The organism is Streptomyces sp. NBC_01618, assembly GCF_045209435.1.
Classification (GTDB): domain Bacteria; phylum Actinomycetota; class Actinomycetes; order Streptomycetales; family Streptomycetaceae; genus Streptomyces.
In genome coordinates, this window is record NZ_CP109297.1 from 2,880,872 (window position 1) to 2,898,483 (window position 17,612).

At 68.5% G+C, this 17,612-nt stretch carries 21 protein-coding genes, 1 tRNA gene and 1 riboswitch; of the genes, 6 read left to right on the forward strand and 16 right to left on the reverse strand.

Annotated elements, in window-relative coordinates:
- Nucleotides 1–37: 37 nt before the first annotated feature.
- The gene (locus OH735_RS13510; protein ID WP_406381730.1) at nucleotides 38–838 is read right to left on the reverse strand and encodes an ABC transporter permease; all 801 of its coding nucleotides are present in this window, start codon (nucleotides 836–838) and stop codon (nucleotides 38–40) included.
- 169 nt (nucleotides 839–1,007) lie between these two features.
- Here OH735_RS13510 and OH735_RS13515 point away from each other — a divergent pair, with 169 nt between their 5' ends.
- Nucleotides 1,008–3,512, forward strand: a complete 2,505-nt coding sequence (locus OH735_RS13515; RefSeq protein ID WP_406381731.1) for a transglycosylase domain-containing protein — start codon at nucleotides 1,008–1,010, stop codon at nucleotides 3,510–3,512.
- On the opposite strand, the gene OH735_RS13520 is transcribed toward OH735_RS13515, so the two are convergent.
- The 3 genes from OH735_RS13520 to OH735_RS13530 form a co-directional block, all read right to left on the reverse strand.
- Nucleotides 3,506–3,826 (reverse strand): DMT family transporter, encoded by a 321-nt coding sequence (locus OH735_RS13520; RefSeq protein ID WP_406381732.1) that lies wholly within the window; start codon nucleotides 3,824–3,826, stop codon nucleotides 3,506–3,508. The two genes, OH735_RS13515 and OH735_RS13520, sit on opposite strands and share 7 nt — an antisense overlap.
- Before the next feature lie 36 nt (nucleotides 3,827–3,862).
- Nucleotides 3,863–3,924: riboswitch (guanidine-III (ykkC-III) riboswitch) on the reverse strand.
- Between the two features lie 74 nt (nucleotides 3,925–3,998).
- Nucleotides 3,999–4,337 carry a co-chaperone GroES gene (locus OH735_RS13525; protein WP_030923137.1) on the reverse strand — a complete coding sequence of 113 codons (339 nt, stop codon included), beginning with the start codon at nucleotides 4,335–4,337 and terminating at the stop codon, nucleotides 3,999–4,001.
- Nucleotides 4,338–4,413: 76 nt separating this feature from the next.
- Nucleotides 4,414–4,734 carry a DUF3618 domain-containing protein gene (locus tag OH735_RS13530; protein ID WP_406381733.1) on the reverse strand — a complete coding sequence of 107 codons (321 nt, stop codon included), beginning with the start codon at nucleotides 4,732–4,734 and terminating at the stop codon, nucleotides 4,414–4,416.
- A gap of 129 nt (nucleotides 4,735–4,863) precedes the next feature.
- Between OH735_RS13530 and bcp the strand changes: the two genes are divergently transcribed.
- Both bcp and OH735_RS13540 read left to right on the forward strand, forming a co-directional pair.
- A complete protein-coding gene (bcp, locus tag OH735_RS13535; RefSeq protein WP_406381734.1) occupies nucleotides 4,864–5,331 on the forward strand; it encodes a thioredoxin-dependent thiol peroxidase in 468 nt (155 codons plus the stop codon).
- A 221-nt stretch (nucleotides 5,332–5,552) separates the two neighbouring features.
- Nucleotides 5,553–5,636: transfer RNA gene (locus OH735_RS13540), tRNA-Leu, on the forward strand.
- A 64-nt stretch (nucleotides 5,637–5,700) separates the two neighbouring features.
- Here the strand turns inward: OH735_RS13540 and rdgB are convergent.
- The 4 genes from rdgB to OH735_RS13560 form a co-directional block, all read right to left on the reverse strand.
- Nucleotides 5,701–6,303, reverse strand: a complete 603-nt coding sequence (gene rdgB, locus OH735_RS13545; RefSeq protein ID WP_406381735.1) for an RdgB/HAM1 family non-canonical purine NTP pyrophosphatase — start codon at nucleotides 6,301–6,303, stop codon at nucleotides 5,701–5,703.
- A gap of 21 nt (nucleotides 6,304–6,324) precedes the next feature.
- Nucleotides 6,325–6,723 carry a hypothetical protein gene (locus OH735_RS13550; protein WP_406381736.1) on the reverse strand — a complete coding sequence of 133 codons (399 nt, stop codon included), beginning with the start codon at nucleotides 6,721–6,723 and terminating at the stop codon, nucleotides 6,325–6,327.
- Between the two features lie 102 nt (nucleotides 6,724–6,825).
- The gene (gene rph / locus OH735_RS13555) at nucleotides 6,826–7,563 is read right to left on the reverse strand and encodes a ribonuclease PH (RefSeq protein WP_406381737.1); all 738 of its coding nucleotides are present in this window, start codon (nucleotides 7,561–7,563) and stop codon (nucleotides 6,826–6,828) included.
- A gap of 193 nt (nucleotides 7,564–7,756) precedes the next feature.
- On the reverse strand, nucleotides 7,757–8,014 hold the full coding sequence (locus OH735_RS13560) for a glucose PTS transporter subunit EIIB (RefSeq protein WP_406381738.1): 258 nt from the start codon (nucleotides 8,012–8,014) through the stop codon (nucleotides 7,757–7,759).
- Nucleotides 8,015–8,212: 198 nt separating this feature from the next.
- On the opposite strand from OH735_RS13560, the gene OH735_RS13565 reads away from it, so the two are divergent.
- Together OH735_RS13565 and OH735_RS13570 are read left to right on the forward strand one after the other, a co-directional pair.
- Nucleotides 8,213–9,523: a PTS transporter subunit EIIC gene (locus tag OH735_RS13565; protein WP_406381739.1), complete on the forward strand. Its 1,311-nt coding sequence runs from the start codon at nucleotides 8,213–8,215 to the stop codon at nucleotides 9,521–9,523.
- A gap of 257 nt (nucleotides 9,524–9,780) precedes the next feature.
- Complete coding sequence (locus OH735_RS13570; RefSeq protein WP_406381741.1) at nucleotides 9,781–11,046, forward strand: PTS transporter subunit EIIC; 1,266 nt, start codon at nucleotides 9,781–9,783, stop codon at nucleotides 11,044–11,046.
- A gap of 78 nt (nucleotides 11,047–11,124) precedes the next feature.
- Here the strand turns inward: OH735_RS13570 and OH735_RS13575 are convergent, their stop codons facing one another.
- Nucleotides 11,125–11,877, reverse strand: coding sequence for an MBL fold metallo-hydrolase (locus tag OH735_RS13575; protein ID WP_406381742.1), 753 nt, complete (start codon nucleotides 11,875–11,877; stop codon nucleotides 11,125–11,127).
- 177 nt (nucleotides 11,878–12,054) lie between these two features.
- Between OH735_RS13575 and OH735_RS13580 the strand changes: the two genes are divergently transcribed.
- A complete protein-coding gene (locus OH735_RS13580) occupies nucleotides 12,055–12,555 on the forward strand; it encodes a type II toxin-antitoxin system PemK/MazF family toxin (RefSeq protein ID WP_406381743.1) in 501 nt (166 codons plus the stop codon).
- A 182-nt stretch (nucleotides 12,556–12,737) separates the two neighbouring features.
- Here the strand turns inward: OH735_RS13580 and OH735_RS13585 are convergent, their stop codons facing one another.
- From OH735_RS13585 to clpS, 7 genes are all read right to left on the reverse strand, one after another.
- On the reverse strand, nucleotides 12,738–13,688 hold the full coding sequence (locus OH735_RS13585; RefSeq protein WP_406381744.1) for a PLP-dependent cysteine synthase family protein: 951 nt from the start codon (nucleotides 13,686–13,688) through the stop codon (nucleotides 12,738–12,740).
- Nucleotides 13,688–13,966, reverse strand: a complete 279-nt coding sequence (locus tag OH735_RS13590; protein WP_406381745.1) for a MoaD/ThiS family protein — start codon at nucleotides 13,964–13,966, stop codon at nucleotides 13,688–13,690. Before OH735_RS13590 ends, OH735_RS13585 begins: the two co-directional genes overlap by 1 nt.
- Before the next feature lie 118 nt (nucleotides 13,967–14,084).
- Complete coding sequence (locus OH735_RS13595) at nucleotides 14,085–14,210, reverse strand: putative leader peptide (RefSeq protein ID WP_384458230.1); 126 nt, start codon at nucleotides 14,208–14,210, stop codon at nucleotides 14,085–14,087.
- A gap of 156 nt (nucleotides 14,211–14,366) precedes the next feature.
- Nucleotides 14,367–14,798 carry a Mov34/MPN/PAD-1 family protein gene (locus OH735_RS13600; RefSeq protein WP_406381747.1) on the reverse strand — a complete coding sequence of 144 codons (432 nt, stop codon included), beginning with the start codon at nucleotides 14,796–14,798 and terminating at the stop codon, nucleotides 14,367–14,369.
- Between the two features lie 91 nt (nucleotides 14,799–14,889).
- A complete protein-coding gene (locus OH735_RS13605) occupies nucleotides 14,890–16,329 on the reverse strand; it encodes an amino acid permease (RefSeq protein ID WP_406381748.1) in 1,440 nt (479 codons plus the stop codon).
- Nucleotides 16,330–16,610: 281 nt separating this feature from the next.
- A complete protein-coding gene (locus OH735_RS13610; RefSeq protein ID WP_406381749.1) occupies nucleotides 16,611–17,192 on the reverse strand; it encodes a DUF2017 domain-containing protein in 582 nt (193 codons plus the stop codon).
- An 87-nt stretch (nucleotides 17,193–17,279) separates the two neighbouring features.
- On the reverse strand, nucleotides 17,280–17,594 hold the full coding sequence (clpS, locus tag OH735_RS13615; RefSeq protein ID WP_266746437.1) for an ATP-dependent Clp protease adapter ClpS: 315 nt from the start codon (nucleotides 17,592–17,594) through the stop codon (nucleotides 17,280–17,282).
- Nucleotides 17,595–17,612: the final 18 nt, after the last annotated feature.

Below are 17,612 nucleotides of genomic sequence, written 5' to 3' on the forward strand. Positions count from 1 at the left end.
GGCCCCCGCCGCCTCCACCTCCACCGCACCGGCCGTCTCAGCCACCCTGGACCACCACCCTCCTCGTCGCCACCGACTGCACCAGCCGGCCCACCAGCAGCAGGGTCAGCGCCCAGCCGCCCTGGAAGGCGTACGCCTCCACCAGCCCCCAGCCCGTCCGCTTCCCGAGCAGCACATCGGCCGGCACCTGGAGCAGCGAGGACCACGGGAGCACCCGCGCCAGGTCGCCCAGCACCCCGGGGAACAGCGTCAGCGGGAGCAGCATCCCGGAGAAGAACAACCCGGCCAGCCACGACATCTGAGAGACCCCCGCCCCGTCCAGCAGCCAGAACGCGGAGAGCGCCACCAGGAAGCGGATCGCGAAACTGACCACGACACCGAGCGCCACCGAAACGAGGAAGGCCAGCCAGATCCCCGGCGAGGCGGGCAACGCCAGATCGAAAGCGAGCGAACCCAGCAGCATCGGCACGATGCCACGGGCCAGCAGATGGAACGCGGCGCGCCCCAAGTCGCCTGCCATCCACCACAGTTGGAGGTCCGCCGGACGGTAGAGATCGACCGCGACATCGCCGGTACGAATCCGCTCGATCAGCTCGTCCTCGAAACCGCCGCCCATCATGGCGCAGGTCATCAGCAGCGCCTGCCCCAGCCACACATAGGTGAGCGCCTCGGACATGTCATAACCGCCGAGCTGTGGACGCTCGTCCCACAGCGCCACATAGGCGTACGCCATGATGAACCCGAAGACGGTGTTGGTGAAGACTCCCGCCGCCGTCGCCATCCGGTATGTGGCATAGCGCCGGAACCCACCCGCCGCCACCACCGCGTACAGCCGCATCGCAATTCACCCCCTGCGCTCGGGCGCCCAACGGCGTTGGACACCAAAGCGCAGAACCCTAGTCCAGCGGACAGGCCGCCGCGACCGCTTTTGGCGGTCGATCCGGTGCTTATTCCCTAGAAAAGGGCACTATGGGGGAACTGACCGCGGCCGAGGAGTCTGCACGGACATGAGCGACGAGCCACAGCAGCCGGGCGGGGAGAACGAACCCCGGGGCTGGGTCCCCAGGGACCCGTCCGCCCACGGCGGCAACAGCGGCAACAGGGGAGAGCAAGGCGGTGAACCGGTCGGTCACCACGGCGGTGAACCGGTCGGTCGTCACGGCGGACACCAGGGCGGCACCGCGGCGCAGCCCGAACGACCCCGACGGCCCAGACGCACCGGCTGGCGCCGCGCCGTCCCCACCTGGCGGATGGTCCTCGGCGGCGTCCTCGCCGTCGCCCTGCTCCTGATCGGCGGCTTCATCGCCGGGTACGAACTCGTCGACATCCCGCCCGCCAACGCCACCGCCACCGCGCAGTCGAACGTCTACCTCTACAAGGACGGCAGCGTCCTCGCCCGCTCCGGCCAGATCAACCGCGAGAACGTCGAACTCGCCCAGGTGCCGCTCACCGTCCAGCACGCCGTACTCGCCGCAGAGGACCGCGACTTCTACTCCGAACGGGCGGTCGACGTCAAAGCCATGGTCCGAGCCGCCTGGAACACCCTCACCGGCAAGGGCACCCAGGGCGGCTCGACCATCACCCAGCAGTACGTCAAGAACTACTACCTCGGCCAGGAACAGACCATCACCCGCAAGATCAAGGAGTTCTTCATCGCGGTCAAACTCAACCGCGAGGAATCCAAGGACCAGATCTTCGAGGGCTACCTCAACACCAGCTACTTCGGCCGCAACGCCTACGGCATCCAGGCCGCCGCACAGGCCTACTACGGCAAGGACATCGGCAACATCACCACCGCCGAAGGCGCCTACCTCGCCTCCCTCCTCAACGCCCCCAGCGCCTACGACGTCGTCGTCCACCCCGGCAACAAGGCGGACGCCCTCGCACGCTGGAACTACGTAATCGACGGCATGGTCAAGGAGAAGTGGCTCGGCGCCCGCACCCGCGCCACCATGAAGTTCCCCGTACCCGGCAAGGTCAAGCCGCCCACCGGGCTCTCCGGACAACGCGGCTACATCATCCAGGCCGTCGAGGACTACCTCACCACCAACAAGGTCATCGACGAGAACACCCTGGCCACCGGCGGCTACCGGATCACCACCACACTGGAGAAGAAGAAACAGAACGCACTCGTCAAAGCCGTCGACGACAACGTCATGTCCCAGACGAGCAGCGACCGCGAGGCCGACCGCAACGTCCGCGTCGGCGGCGCCTCCATCGACCCCGGCACCGGCCGCGTCGTCGCCATGTACGGCGGCGTCGACTACACCAAGCAGTACGTGAACAACGCGACCCGCCGCGACTACCAGGTCGGCTCCACCTTCAAACCGTTCGTCTTCACCTCCGCCGTCGCGAACGGCTCCACCACCCAGGACGGCCGGCGCATCACCCCCAACACCGTGTACGACGGCACCAACAAACGCATGGTCGAGGGCCCGAACGGACCCACCGGATACGCCCCCGCCAACGAGGACGACATCAGCTACGGACCCATCACCGTCCGCGAAGCCACCGACAAGTCCGTCAACGCCGTCTACGCCCAAATGGCCGAAGACGTCGGCCCCGCAAGGGTCGAACAGACCGCCGTCGGCCTCGGCATCCCCCGCAACACCCCCGACCTCACCGCCACCCCGTCCATCGCACTCGGCGTCGCCACGGCCAGCGTCCTCGACATGACCGAGGCGTACGCCAGCCTCGCCGACCACGGCAGGCACGGCGCGTACGTCCTCGTCGACAAGGTCAGCAAGGGCGGCACGGACCTGGAACTCCCCGGCAGGAACACCGAGCAGGCCGTCAGCCGCGAAGCCGCCGACACCACCACCGCGATCCTCCGGAGCGTCGTCGAGAACGGCTCCGGCAGCGCCGCCCAGGCCGCCGGCCGCCCCGCCGCCGGCAAGACCGGCACCGCCGAGGACGACAAGGCAGCCTGGTTCGCCGGCTACACCCCCGACCTCACCACCGTCATCGCCGTCATGGGCCAGGACCCCGACACCGGCGTACAGAAGCCCCTCTACGGAGCGCTCGGACTGGCCCGCATCAACGGCGGCGGCGCCCCCGCCCAGGCCTGGGCCCAGTACACCGAAGCCGCGCTGCGCGGCACCACGGTCGAGGAGTTCGCCCTCAACCTCGAAAGCGGCGCCGAGGAAACCGCCCCGCCCACCGGGGAAAGCACCGTCCCCGGCGAAACCGGGGCGCCGTCAAATCTCCCCTCCGGCACGCCGCCGAGCAGCTCCGGAAGCACCGCACCCAGCAGCCCGCCGAGCCCCGGAAGCGGCGAAGCCACCACCGGCGGCGCAGACATGGGCAACCCGGTCGGCGGCGGACGGCAGGACGGCGGACAGCACAATGGCGGGCCGGACAACGGCGGGCCGGACAACGGCGGCGGCCCCCGCGGCGAGGACAACGGCGGCAGGGACCGCTACGACTTCCTCCCGGGCGCCCGAGGCACCCCGGCCCCCGCACCGCCTCCGCCACCCACGGCTCCCACGGCTCCCCCGGCCCCGGGTCAGTGACCCGAGGTCGCCTTCAGCCCGACGACAGCCACCAGCAACAGACAGATGAAGAAGATCCGGGCAGCGGTCGCCGGCTCGTTCAGCACCACCATGCCGAGCACCGCCGCCCCCGCCGCGCCGATACCGACCCACACCCCGTACGCCGTCCCGATCGGCAGCGTCTTCGCCGCCTGGGACAGCAACAACATGCTCGCCACGATCCCGGCACCCGTGAACACGCTCGGCCACAGCCGGGTGAACCCCTCGGTGTACTTCATCCCGATCGACCAGCCCACTTCCAGCAGACCGGCGACCAGCAGCAGAACCCACGCCATGACGGCACCTCCGACGAGACAGAACACGAACAACACGGTGCGTCGTCTTTGCATAACCCGGTACGGCGCATCTCGTCGGGGGGTCAGCCCACCGTAGCAAAGAACAAGCAAAGGGCCTGGTGACTCCGGTCACCAGGCCACACCGCCACTGCTGCTGTCGCTACCGCCGACTTCAGAGATACAGCCCGGTGGAATCCACCGACCCCTCGAACCGGTCCGCCGCCACCGCATGCAGATCCCGCTCGCGCATCAGCACATACGCCACACCGCGCACCTCGACCTCCGCACGGTCCTCGGGGTCGTACAGCACACGGTCACCCGGCTCCACCGTCCGCACGTTCTGGCCCACTGCGACCACCACGGCCCAGGCCAGCCGACGACCGACCGCAGCCGTCGCCGGAATCAGGATGCCGCCACCGGAACGCCGTTCGCCCTCAGGCGTATCGGACCGGACCAGCACACGGTCGTGCAACATGCGGATGGGCAGCTTGTCGTCGGTGTTCTCACTCACGCCCCGCAACCTACCTGTCCACCGCGACTCCACACGCCTCCGGGGTACACACCTGCGGAGCACACGGCCCGCACCATCACTTCTTCCGGCGCCGCTTCGACACCGTCAGCAGACCCACGACGCCCACCGCGAGCAACGCCGCCGGGACCACCCGCTCCAGACGCGGAGAACCGTCCTCGGACACGAACCGCGCCTTCACGTCCGACACCGCCCGGTTCACCGCGACAAAAGCCCGCCCGGCCGTCCGGTCCACGGCCTCGGCAGCCTTGGCCTTGGCATCACCCATGATCGTCTTCGGGTGCACCCGCACCCCGATCTCATCGAGCACCACCGCAAGCTGCTCACGCCTGCTGATGATGTCCGCCTCGATCTGCGCAGGGGTCCTGGCATCCGACACTGCGCCGCCTCCGTGGTCCTCGTCCGGTAAACCTTCATCGACAGTCTGTCAGCTCCACCGCCCACGCACCCGGCGGCACCCCTACTACGCTCGGTCCCATACACCCCACGTGTCCAACTGAGGAGAACCATGAGCGAGCGACTCCAGCCCGGCGACACCGCCCCCGCCTTCACCCTCCCCGACGCCGACGGCAACGACATCTCGCTCGCCGACCACAAGGGCCGCAAGGTCATCGTCTACTTCTACCCGGCCGCCCTCACCCCCGGCTGCACCAAGCAGGCCTGCGACTTCACCGACAACCTGGAGCTCCTCGCAGGCGCCGGATACGACGTCATCGGCGTCTCCCCCGACAAGCCCGAGAAGCTCGCCAAGTTCCGCGAAAAGGAAAACCTCAAGGTCACCCTGGTCGGCGACCCCTCCAAGGAGACCCTGGAGGCATACGGCGCCTTCGGCGAGAAGAAGCTCTACGGCAAAACGGTGACGGGCGTCATCCGCTCCACGATCGTCGTGGACGAGGACGGCAAGGTCGAGCGAGCCCTCTACAACGTCAAGGCCACCGGCCACGTAGCCAAAATCATCAAGGATCTCGGCATCTGAACCAGGCCCGTCGGCACTGCCCCGCACAACTGAACGCGAGCTGCCGGCTACGCGGACGTCATGCGTGCACTCGGACTTGAGGTGGCCGAGAACCTTCGCCGCCTCTGCCCCAACTGCCACACGCTCACTGACACATGGTGCCGGAACCGGCGCGCTGCTTCATCGGCCGCCAGATAGGTCTTCGGGTCTCCGACAGCCTTCCCTTGTAGACTGTCGGAGACGCGCGAGTGCTGGAATTGGTGAGACAGGCTGGTTTTAGGTACCAGTGCCCTAGCGGCGTGAGGGTTCGAGTCCCTCCTCGCGTACCCCGGTGACAGGCCCGGCTCGCTTCTGCAGCGAGCCGGGCCTGTCGCGTTCACCGAGAGGTTGTCACCCCATCAGCTCCCGCACCACCGGCACCAGCGCCCGGAACGCCTTGCCTCGGTGGCTGATCGCGTTCTTTTCCGCCGGGGTCAGTTCCGCGCAGGTGCGGGTGGAGCCGTCCGGCTGGAGGATCGGGTCGTAGCCGAAGCCGTTCGTGCCGGAGGGGGTGTGGCGCAGGGTGCCCGTCAGGCGGCCCTCGACCACGCGTTCCGTGCCGTCGGGGAGGGCGAGGGCGGCCGCGCAGGCGAAGTGGGCCCGGCGGTGGGCGTCATCGATGTCGGAGAGCTGGGCCAGGAGCAGGTCCAGGTTGGCCCGGTCGTCGCCGTGGGCGCCGGACCAGCGGGCGGAGAAGATGCCGGGGGCGCCGCCGAGCACGTCCACGCAGAGGCCGGAGTCGTCGGCGATGGCGGGGTGGCCGGTGGCCTTCGCGAGGGCGTGGGCCTTGAGCAGGGCGTTCTCCGCGAAGGTGACGCCGGTCTCCTTGACGTCGGGGATGTCCGGGTACGCGTCCGCGCCGACGAGTTCGTGGTCGATGCCTGCGTCGGCGAGGATCGCGTGGAGTTCGGTGATCTTCCCGGCGTTGCGGGTGGCGAGGATGAGGCGGGTCATGTCACCCAGTATCGGTGGTGGTCAGGGGCTGCAGACCTTGCCAATCTCCTTGGCGGCGTCGGTGACCGGGGTGATGTCGGGGGTGGCGTCGCCCTTGTCGATCGAGTCGCGGACGTTGCCGATACCGGTCCGGAGGTGGTCGATGGCCTTGCCGAGGTCGGCGTTGTCGGTCTCGTCGCCGAGGTTGCCGAGTTCCTTCTCGATGTCGTCGAGGGCTTCGGATGCCTGGGTGGGGTCGTTGGACGCGTTGGAGACGGCCTGTTGGAGGTTGTCGACGCTGGTGGCGATGGCGTCGGCGGTTCGCACGCAGTCGAGTGCCTTGTCGACCGCGCCGCAGCCGGCCGTCGCGGTGAGCGTGAGGGTGAGGGCGGTCAGGGTCAGCGCGACGGTGGTACGGCGGTGGCGGGCGGCCTTGGCCATGGTGCGGTTCCTCCCCGGGTGCGGATACGCGGACGGGCGCACGGTTCGACCCGTGCGCCCGTGCCCGTAACGACGCGTTGTGGTGCGTATTTGGTTGCTTCTTTACTCGCCCAGGGTGCGGGCGAGGGCCTCGTTCTGGAGGACCTTGAGGTCCGCGCAGCCCGCGGTGGCGAGGTCGAGGAGGGCGCCGAGTTCCTTGCGGTCGAAGGGGGCGGCCTCGGCGGTGCCCTGGACTTCGACGAAGCGGCCGTCGCCGGTGCAGACGACGTTCATGTCGGTCTCGGCGCGGACGTCCTCCTCGTAGCAGAGGTCGAGGAGGGGGGTGCCGTCGACGATGCCGACGCTGACCGCGGAGACGGTGTCGGTCAGCGGCTTGCGGCCGTGCTTGACGAGCTTCTTGTGCTGGGCCCAGGTGACGGCGTCGGCGAGGGCGACGTAGGCGCCGGTGATGGCGGCGGTGCGGGTGCCGCCGTCGGCCTGGAGGACGTCGCAGTCGAGGACGATGGTGTTCTCGCCGAGGGCCTTGTAGTCGATGACGGCGCGCAGGGACCGGCCGATGAGCCGGCTGATCTCGTGGGTGCGGCCGCCGATCTTGCCGCGTACGGATTCGCGGTCGCCGCGGGTGTTGGTGGCGCGGGGCAGCATGGAGTATTCGGCGGTGACCCAGCCTTCGCCGCTGCCCTTGCGCCAGCGGGGGACGCCTTCGGTGACGGAGGCGGTGCAGAAGACCTTGGTGTCGCCGAAGGAGATGAGTACGGAGCCTTCGGCGTGCTTGCTCCATCCGCGTTCGATGGTGACGGGGCGGAGCTGTTCGGGGGTGCGGCCGTCGATACGAGACATGCCATCGACCCTATCGGGTGCGGGGCGGCACCCGTTCGGGTGCGGGGCAGGCCCCGTCCGGGCGGGCGGACGGGGCCTGCGGGGTGCTGGTGCTAGTGGGGGGTGGGGGTGGTGTGGTGCCGCGTTGGTTCGTTCGGGCCCAGCGGGGTCCGGCGGGGGCGGCCGGGAGGTCAGCCGGTGATTCGGCGGCCGGTCACATCATGTCTTCGATGTCGGCGGCGATGGGGTCGGCGTCGGTGCCGATGACGACCTGGATCGCGGTGCCCATCTTGACGACGCCGTGGGCTCCGGCGGCCTTCAGCGCGGCTTCGTCGACCTTGCTGGGGTCGTGGACCTCGGTGCGCAGGCGCGTGATGCAGCCTTCGATCTCGTCGATGTTGTCGATACCGCCGAGCCCGGCGACGATCTTCTCAGCCTTGCTGGCCATGGCCTTCTCCCTGATTGTTCCCATGCATACGACGGCCCACCACGGGTCCGTTTCGTCAACGTAACGCACGTTTGGCCCAGCTTCGCGGGCGAGTGACTGGACCGTCCCCAATGATGACGATCATCGGTGACCTGTCTTCCAGGCGGGTTACGCACCGTACCCCAACTGGTCTACACCAGTCTGCAACGACCCCCGACCGCACTTTGTTCCGGGAGGACGCCGATGAGCTCGAGCAGTGCCGCAGTGCCACGGAGAACGTGGTGGAACGGCCTCTTCCAGGGCCTCCAGAAGATGGGCCGCAGCCTCCAGCTCCCGATCGCCGTCCTGCCGGCGGCAGGCATTCTCAACCGGCTGGGCCAGCCGGACGTATTCGGCGACGAGGGGCTGCACTGGGGCGATGTCGCCAAGGTGTTCGCTGCGGCGGGCGGCGCGCTGCTCGACTCGGGGCTCGGTCTTCCGCTGCTGTTCTGCATCGGTGTGGCGATCGGCATGGCGAAGAAGTCGGACGGTTCGACGGCGCTCGCCGCGGTGACCGGTTTTCTCGTCTATTACGCGGTCCTGCACGCCTTCCCGGTGGGCTGCGCCCCTGGGGCCAGGTTCAGCGGCGCCGGTATGTGGTCGGGGGTCTGCGTACTGCCGGACACCACGGTCACGCAGGCCGGTTACCAGAACCCCGGGGTGTTCGGCGGCATCGTGATGGGTCTGCTGTCCGCCTGGTTCTGGCAGCGGTACCACCGGGTCAAGCTGGTGGACTGGCTGGGCTTCTTCAACGGCCGCCGGCTCGTCCCGATCATCATGGCGTTCGTCGGCCTGCTCTTCGCGGCGCTGTGCGCCTGGGTGTGGCAGCCGATCGGTGACGGTCTGACCAGCTTCTCCAAGTGGCTGGTGGACCTGGACTGGGCGGGCTCGGGCATCTTCGGTGTCGCCAACCGCGCGCTGCTGGTCATCGGTCTGCACCAGTTCCTGAACACGTTCGTCTGGTTCCAGTTCGGCGACTTCACCAAGCCGGACGGCACCGTCGTGCACGGTGACATCAACCGGTTCCTGGCGGGTGACCCGACGGCCGGCCAGTTCACCTCGGGCTTCTTCCCGATCATGATGTTCGCCCTCCCGGCCGCGGCGCTGGCGATCTACCACTGCGCCAAGCCGCATCGACGGAAGGCGGTCGGCGGCATGATGCTGTCGGTCGCCCTGACGTCGTTCGTGACGGGCATCACCGAGCCGATCGAGTACTCGTTCGTGTTCATCGCGCCGGTGCTGTACGCGATCCACGCGGTGCTCACCGGTGTCTCGATGGCGGTGACCTGGGCGCTCGGGGTCAAGGACGGCTTCAGTTTCTCCGCGGGCCTGATCGACTACGTCATCAACTGGGGTCTGGCGACGAAACCGTGGCTGATCATTCCGATCGGCCTGGTCTTCGCCGGCGTCTATTACGCGATCTTCCGGTTCGCAATCACCAGGTTCAATCTCCAGACTCCGGGCCGGGAGCCCGACGAGGTGGAGGACGAGATCGAGAGAAACCTCACTAAATAGCACATCGGCCGGGCTCGGACCTGGCGGAAGCAGACCCTCGGACCTTGTGGCCCGGGGGTCTTCGTTATGTCACCGAGCGTGGGTGATGGCTCATGCGAAGTAGTCGCAAATCGCAGGTTCCTTATCCATCCCACACCGTGCTACAACTGGTCTACACCACTGAGTGGTCCAGACCGCGTGCGTTCTGCCGCGTTTCTCGAGTCGTCGCCTCCCCCCGTCAATGACCTGGGCGGCGCCTTGCCCCATGGAGGAAGTTGATGTCCACGGCAGACACCGCATCCGCGGTCACCAAGAAGAAGGGCGCCGGCGTGATGGCGGTCATGCAGCGCATCGGCCGCAGCCTCATGCTGCCGGTCGCGGTGCTGCCCGCGGCCGCGCTGCTGGTCCGGCTCGGCAACGCGGACATGCTCGGCCGCGACTCGTTCCCGACGTTCATCACGAAGTTCGCCGGCTACATGGCCGCGGGCGGCGGTGCCATTCTCGACAACATGGCGCTGCTGTTCGCCGTGGGTATCGCGATCGGCTTCGCCAAGAAGTCGGACGGTTCGACGGCCCTCGCCGCGGTCACCGGCTACCTGGTCTTCCAGAAGGTGCTCGCCACCTTCACCGACAGCAGCCTGCCCCAGGTCGCGAGCGTCGTGGACGGCAAGATCGTCATGAACGACGCACCGGTCAACGCCGGTGTGCTCGGCGGCGTCGTGATAGGCATCGTCGTGGCCCTGATCTACCAGCGGTTCTACCGGACGAAGCTGCCCGACTGGGCGGGCTTCTTCAGCGGCCGTCGCCTCGTCCCGATCCTGTCGGCCTTCGCGGGCCTGATCATCGGCATCGTCTTCGGTCTGATCTGGCCGGTCCTCGGCACCGGTCTGCACAACTTCGGTGAGTGGCTGGTCGGTTCCGGCGCCGTAGGCGCGGGCATCTTCGGTGTCGCCAACCGTGCGCTGATCCCGGTCGGCATGCACCACCTGCTGAACTCGTTCCCGTGGTTCCAGGCGGGCGACTACAACGGCGCCCACGGAGACATCGCCCGGTTCCTGGCCGGTGACCCGCAGGCCGGACAGTTCATGACCGGCTTCTTCCCGATCATGATGTTCGCCCTTCCGGCGGCCTGCCTCGCGATCGTCCACTGTGCCCGTCCGGAGCGCCGCAAGGTCGTCGGCGGCATGATGTTCTCCCTCGCGCTCACCTCGTTCGTCACCGGTGTGACCGAGCCGATCGAGTTCACGTTCATGTTCATCGCCCCGGTGCTGTACGCGATCCACGCGGTCCTTACGGGCGTGTCCATGGCCCTGACCTGGGCGCTCGGCATCAAGGACGGCTTCGGCTTCTCGGCCGGCCTGGTCGACTTCGTCCTGAACCTCGGCATCGCGAGCAAGCCGTGGCTGCTGGTGCTGGTCGGCCTCTGCTTCGCGGTGGTCTACTACGTGGTCTTCCGCTTCGCGATCACCAGGTTCAACCTGCCGACTCCGGGCCGCGAGTCCGACGAGGAGCTTGCCGAGCTCCTCAAGGCCGAGGCGAAGTAGCCTCACCCCGGTCACGACGAAGCCCTCACCTTCCCTGCGGGAGGTGAGGGCTTCGTCGTGCCCCGGATGGGCGGGCCGTCAGATCTCGTACACCGCGCCCGGTGCCGCCACTTCCACCGGTCCGCAAAAGAGCATGCGGGCGTCGGCCAGGTTGCGGTCGGCGTCGGTCCACGGCGGGATGTGGGTGAGGACGAGCCGTCCCACTCCGGCGCGGGCGGCGATGTCGCCCGCTTCGCGGCCGTTGAGGTGGAGGTCCGGGATGTCCTCCTTGCCATGGGTGAACGATGCTTCGCAGAGGAACAGGTCGGCGCCCTCGGCGAGCTCGTCCAGGGCCTCGCACACACCGGTGTCGCCGGAGTACGTGAGCGTGCGGCCGCCGTGCTCGATCCGGATGGCGAAGGAGTCGACGGGGTGGCAGACCTTCTCCGTACGGACCGAGAAGGGGCCGATCTCGAACGAGCCGGGCTTGAGGGTGTGGAAGTCGAAGACCTCGCTCATCGCCCGCTCGGACGGGGTGTCGCCGTGGGCGGTGGTCAGCCGCTGTTCGGTGCCGTCGGGGCCATAGACAGGGATGGGGCTGGGACGGCCCCCGTCGTGCCGGTAGTAACGGACGACGAAGTACGCGCACATGTCGATGCAGTGATCGACATGGAGGTGGCTGAGGAAGATGGCGTCGAGGTCGTAGAGACCGACATGGCGCTGCAGCTCGCCGAGGGCGCCGTTGCCCATGTCGAGGAGCAGCCTGAAGCCGTCGGCCTCTACGAGGTAGCTCGAACATGCCGATCCCGCGGACGGGAACGAGCCGGAGCAGCCGACGACGGTGAGCTTCATGGAGCGTGAACCTCCGAGACGTGGGAACGGGGAGGGTTCGTGCGGTCTGTTGAGCGGTTTGTCGAGCGTAAGGCGCAAAACAGCCGGTCGCTCCTCCATGGCCGTCCGTTGTGGGGGAACTCACCTGCTCTGTCACCGGTTCGATGGAAGAGGCCGGGGCGCCGGTACGGTCGGGACATGAGCATGTCGTGGTGGTGGATCGCGTTTGCGGTTGTCGTGCTGTTCGCGCTCGTCGCGGTAGTTGCCGATGGGCGGGGGCGGGGCGGGCGGCGCTCGGACTGGCGTCCGGGCGGGCGTCCGGGCGGGCGTCCGGGCGGGCGTCCGGGCGGGCGGACGCGTCCGCCGGCGGGGCCGGGGCGTGCGCCGGAGCGGCGGCCGAGGCCGGGTGAGATCTGGTGGGCCGAGGTGCCGTACGAGGACGGGCCGGGGACGAAGGACCGGCCTTGTCTGGTGCTGTCGGTACGGGGTGACTCGGCGCTCGTCGCGAAGATCACCAGTCGGCATCACGAGGAGCGGCAGGGGGTGATCGCGCTGCCCGCGGGTGCGGTGGGGGATGCGCGGGGGCGGGCGAGCTTCCTGGAGACGGATGAGCTGCGGGAGGTCGCCCTGCTGGGGTTCCGGCGGCTGGTGGGGGTGGTGGACGCGGGGGTCTGGGAACGGGTGCGGAAGCTCGGGTGAGGCGGGGTGGGGCGAGGTGGGACGGGCCGGTGGTTCGGCTCGAACCCCGGACGGGCCGGTGGTTCGGCTCGTCCGGCGTTCGAGTGCCGGGGTTGTGCCCAGAGCTGGGGTAATGCCCAGAACTGGGGTAATGCCCAGAGCTGGGGTAATGCCCAGAGCTGGGGTAATGCCCAGAGCTGGGGTTATGCCCAGAGCTGGCCGTGCAGGGTTTCGATGGCCTCTTCCGTCGTGGGGGCGGTGTAGACGCCCGTCGACAGGTACTTCCAGCCGCCGTCCGCGACGACGAAGACGATGTCGGCCGACTCCCCCGCCTTGACGGCCTTGTTCCCGACGCCGATCGCGGCGTGGAGTGCGGCGCCGGTGGAGACGCCCGCGAAGATGCCCTCCTGCTGAAGGAGTTCGCGGGTGCGGGTGACGGCGTCCGCCGAGCCGACGGAGAAGCGGGTGGTGAGGACCGAGGCGTCGTAGAGCTCGGGAACGAAGCCCTCGTCGAGGTTGCGGAGCCCGTAGACCAGGTCGTCGTAGCGGGGTTCGGCGGCGACGATCTTGACGTCCGGCTTGTGCTCGCGCAGGTAGCGGCCGACACCCATGAGGGTGCCGGTGGTGCCGAGGCCGGCCACGAAGTGGGTGACGGACGGGAGGTCGCTGAGGATCTCCGGGCCGGTGGTGGCGTAGTGGGCGCCCGCATTGTCCGGGTTGCCGTACTGGTAGAGCATGACCCAGTCGGGGTGCTCGGCGGCCAGTTCCTTGGCCACGCGTACGGCGGTGTTGGAGCCGCCCGCCGCCGGGGAGGAGATGATCTCGGCGCCCCACATGGCGAGCAGGTCGCGCCGTTCCTGGGAGGTGTTCTCCGGCATGACGCACACGATGCGGTAGCCCTTGAGCTTGGCCGCCATGGCGAGCGAGATGCCGGTGTTGCCGCTGGTGGGTTCCAGGATGGTGCAGCCGGGGGTCAACCGGCCGTCCTTCTCGGCCTGTTCGACCATGTGGAGCGCGGGGCGGTCCTTGATCGAGCCGGTGGGGTTGCGGTCCTCCAGCTTGGCCCAGATGCGGACGTCGTCCGACGGTGACAGCCGCGGCAGGCGGACGAGCGGGGTGTTGCCCACCGCGGCGAGCGGGCTGTCGTAGCGCATCAGTTCATGCCGCCGGCGACGGCCGGGAGGATGGTGACGTTGTCGCCGTCGCTGAGCTTGGTCGAGATGCCGTCGAGGAAGCGGACGTCCTCGTCGTTGAGGTAGACGTTCACGAAGCGGCGGAGCTCGTCCCCGTCGACGATGCGCTCACGGATGCCCTTGTGCCGGCTGTCCAGGTCCGTGAAGAGGTCGGCGAGGGTGTCTCCGTTGCCCTCGACGGCCTTGGCGCCGTCGGTGTAGGTGCGGAGGATGGTCGGGATGCGGACCTCGATGGCCATGGCGTGGGCTCCTGTCGAAAGCGGATCGAAGCGGGGAGGTGGCGTGGGGCGCGCGGCTCTGCCCCCGCGCGGGGGTTGGTGCATGACGCATATGTGTTCGCGGTGCCGCGAGCCCTGCTCAGGCCTTGCGGCCGGCGGGCAGGCGGCACGTACAGATCGCGCTGGAGAGCCTGCACAGGTCGACGTGCAGCCGCGCGACGAGCAGTGTGCCCGGCGTCCTGTCGCTCACGTCATGGGGAACCATGCGGTCATCGTATCGATTCCCGGTCCGCAATCTGGAGTGTGATCTCACCTGGTGGATGGTGGGCGTTCGGTGGGTGGACCGGCCGTGGTGGACGGGACCTCGCTGGGGCCGGTCCCGTCCGGCCGGCGGTGTGCCGGGGCGGGCTGTGCGGCGAGGTCAGGCGGGTTCGTACGCCTCGACGACCTCGACGTCCTCCTCGGTGATCTCGCCGTCCACGATCCGGTAGGAGCGGAACTGGAAGGGGCCCGCGTCGTCGGTGTCCGCGGTGGAGACGAGGACGTAGTGGGCGCCGGGTTCGTTGGCGTAGGTGACGTCGGTGCGGGAGGGGTAGGCCTCGGTCGCGGTGTGGGAGTGGTAGATGATCACCGGCTCCTCGTCGCGGTCGTCCAGCTCGCGGTAGAGCTTGAGCAGGTCGGCCGAGTCGAACTCGTAGAACGTGGGCGAGCGGGCGGCGTTGAGCATGGGGATGAACCGTTCGGCCCGGCCGGTTCCGGCCGGGCCCGCGACCACGCCGCACGCCTCGTCGGGGTGGTCGGCGCGGCAGTGCGCGACGATCTGGTCGTAGAGCGACTGGGTGATGGTCAGCATGGCGCCAGGATAGGCATGCGGGCCACCGCGTACCGAGGAGTGGTACGGGGCGGCCCGCATGGTGGACACGGCTGTGGGGTGGCGGGTGCTCTCAGCTCTTCTCGAAGGCCTTGTTCGCGGGGTTGCGGGCCCCCCGCACCATGTACGAGACGCCGAGCAGGAGCGCCCAGAGCGGGGCGCAGTACAGCGAGATCCTGGTGTCCTCGTCGATGCCCATCATCACGACGACCAGGCCGATGAAGGCCAGCGCGAAGACGCTGGTGTACGGGGCGCCGGGGGCCCGGAACGTGGACCGCGGGAGCACGCCGCGGTCGGCGAGGCCGCGGTAGCGGAGCTGGCAGCAGAGGATCATGATCCAGGCCCACATGCCGGAGATGGTGGCGAAGGAGACGACGTAGGTGAAGGCGTCGCCGGGCCACTGGTAGTTGATCCAGACGCCGACGAGCATCAGGGCGGCGGAGAACGTGGTGCCGATGAGCGGGGTGCCGCTCCTGGTGAGCCGGGTGAAGAGCTGCGGGCCCTGGCCGCTCCGCGCGAGGTCGCGGAGCATGCGGCCGGTCGAGTACATGCCGGAGTTGCAGGAGGAGAGGGCCGCGGTCAGCACGACGAAGTTGACGATTCCGGCGCCGACGACGAGGCCCATTTCCTCGAACGCGGCGACGAACGGTGAGATGCCGGGCTTGAACGCGGTCCACGGGACCACGGAGAGGATCATGACGAGAGCGCCGACGTAGAAGACGGCAATGCGCCACGGCACGGTGTTGATGGCCTTGGGTAGGACGGCCTTCGGGTCCTTGGACTCTCCCGCGGTGACGCCGACGAGTTCCACGGCGAGGAAGGCGAACATCACGATCTGCAGGGTCATCAGGGTGCCCTTGATGCCGCGCGGGAAGAAGCCGCCGTCGGCCCAGAGGTGGGTGACGGACGCGGTGTCCCCGGCGTCGGAGAAGCCGAGGGTGAGAATCCCGGCGCAGATGAGGATCATGCCGACGATGGCGGTCACCTTGACCATCGAGAACCAGAATTCGAGTTCCCCGAAGAGCTTTACGGAGATCAGGTTCACCCCGTACAGAATGACCGTGAAGATCAGCGCCGAGACCCATTGCGGAATGGCGAACCAGAAGGTCATGTACTGGGCGGCCGCGGTGACTTCGGTGATTCCGGTGACGACCCAGAAAAGCCAGTAGGTCCAGCCGGTGACAAAGCCGGCGAAGGGGCCGATGAATTCGCGGGCGTACTCCGAGAAGGAGCCCGAAACCGGGCGGTACATGAGGAGTTCGCCCAGGGCGCGCATGATGAAGAAGATCACCAGACCCGCTACGGCATAGGCCAGGACGAGGCTGGGCCCGGCCTTCGAGATCGCCTTTCCCGCGCCGAGGAAGAGGCCGGTTCCGATGGCTCCGCCGATGGCGATCATCTGGATCTGCCGGGCGCCGAGGGCCCGCCGGTACCCTTCGCCCGCCGGGCCGGCGTCCGTGACCGCCGCGGCCGGTCGGCCGTCCTGTCCCTCGTCCACCTGCGCCGATGTCATGTGCCGCGCCTTTCTCCCCACCTTCCGCGCCCTGCCCTTGGGAACAGGGTGGGTGTCCGCGGGCAACCGTGAACACTTGTCGGAGGCAGACGGGTGACGCGCCGGACGTGGTCCGGTCTTACGCCCAGGGGAAAACGACCGGGAATTTCCGGTCGCCGTGAAGGTGGCCGTTCAGGTGACGCGTACGCCGATGGCGTGCACGAGCACCCGTAGCGCGACCTCGGGGATACCTGTGCGGATCCTGAAAATGCGGAACTACGGCACCACGGAAAACTGCGAAACTACGGCATAAGGGTTTCCACGAGGGTTTCCTGGAGCGCGCCGAGCCAGAGATAGGCCATGACCATCGGCTTGCGCGGATCACTGTCGGGCAGCCGGTAGAGGGAGTCGGCCTCGCCCTCGTCGTCGGTGACCTCCAGGCGGGTGCCGATGGTCAACCGGAGGTCGTTGAGGGCGCCGAGCCAGTTGCGGCATTCGTCGGCGGAGAGCGTGAGCACGGCGCCGCCGTCCCCCTCGGCCGCGAGGGCGTCCAGGGTGCGTACGACGGTGAGGGCGTCCTCGCGCTTGCGGGCGCGCATATCGTTCTCGGTGAAGCGGCGGAACTCGGCGGACGCGGCGCGCAATTCGGTGTCCTCGTTGCCGTACGCCTCGGGGAAGAGGCGGGCGAGGGCGGGGTCGGCGGGCGGTTCGCTGGGCCCCTCGACGAAGAGCGCGGCGAGCGGGTCCTCGCCCTCGGCGGGTTCGTCGCCGGGGCCGATCAGTTCCAGCAGCTGGACGGCGAGGGAGCGCAGGATCGCGATCTCCACCTCGTCCAGCGCGACGGCCGCGCCGCCGTCGGGGGTGGCCTTGAAGTGGCCGGCCATGGGTTCTCTCCGATGGTGGGTCGGGCGGGGCAGAGGAGGATCGGACCGGTCCGGCGCCCCTCGGGGCACGCCTGGCCGGTCACGGCACTAGTTGCGGTCCTGGGTGAGGGTGGCCCACAGTCCGTAGCCGTGCATGGCCTGGACGTCGCGTTCCATCTCCTCGCGGCTGCCGCTGGAGACGACGGCGCGGCCCTTGTGGTGGACGTCCAGCATCAGCTTGTGGGCCTTGTCCTTGGAGTAGCCGAAGTAGGCCTGGAAGACATAGGTCACATAGCTCATGAGGTTGACCGGGTCGTTGTGGACCAGCGTCACCCAGGGGACGTCGGGCTCGGGGACGACGCGGCTGTCCTCGGCCGATTCGGGACGCTCGATCTCTGTGGGGGCGACGCTCACCCACCCCATGCTGCCACTCGGGAGGGG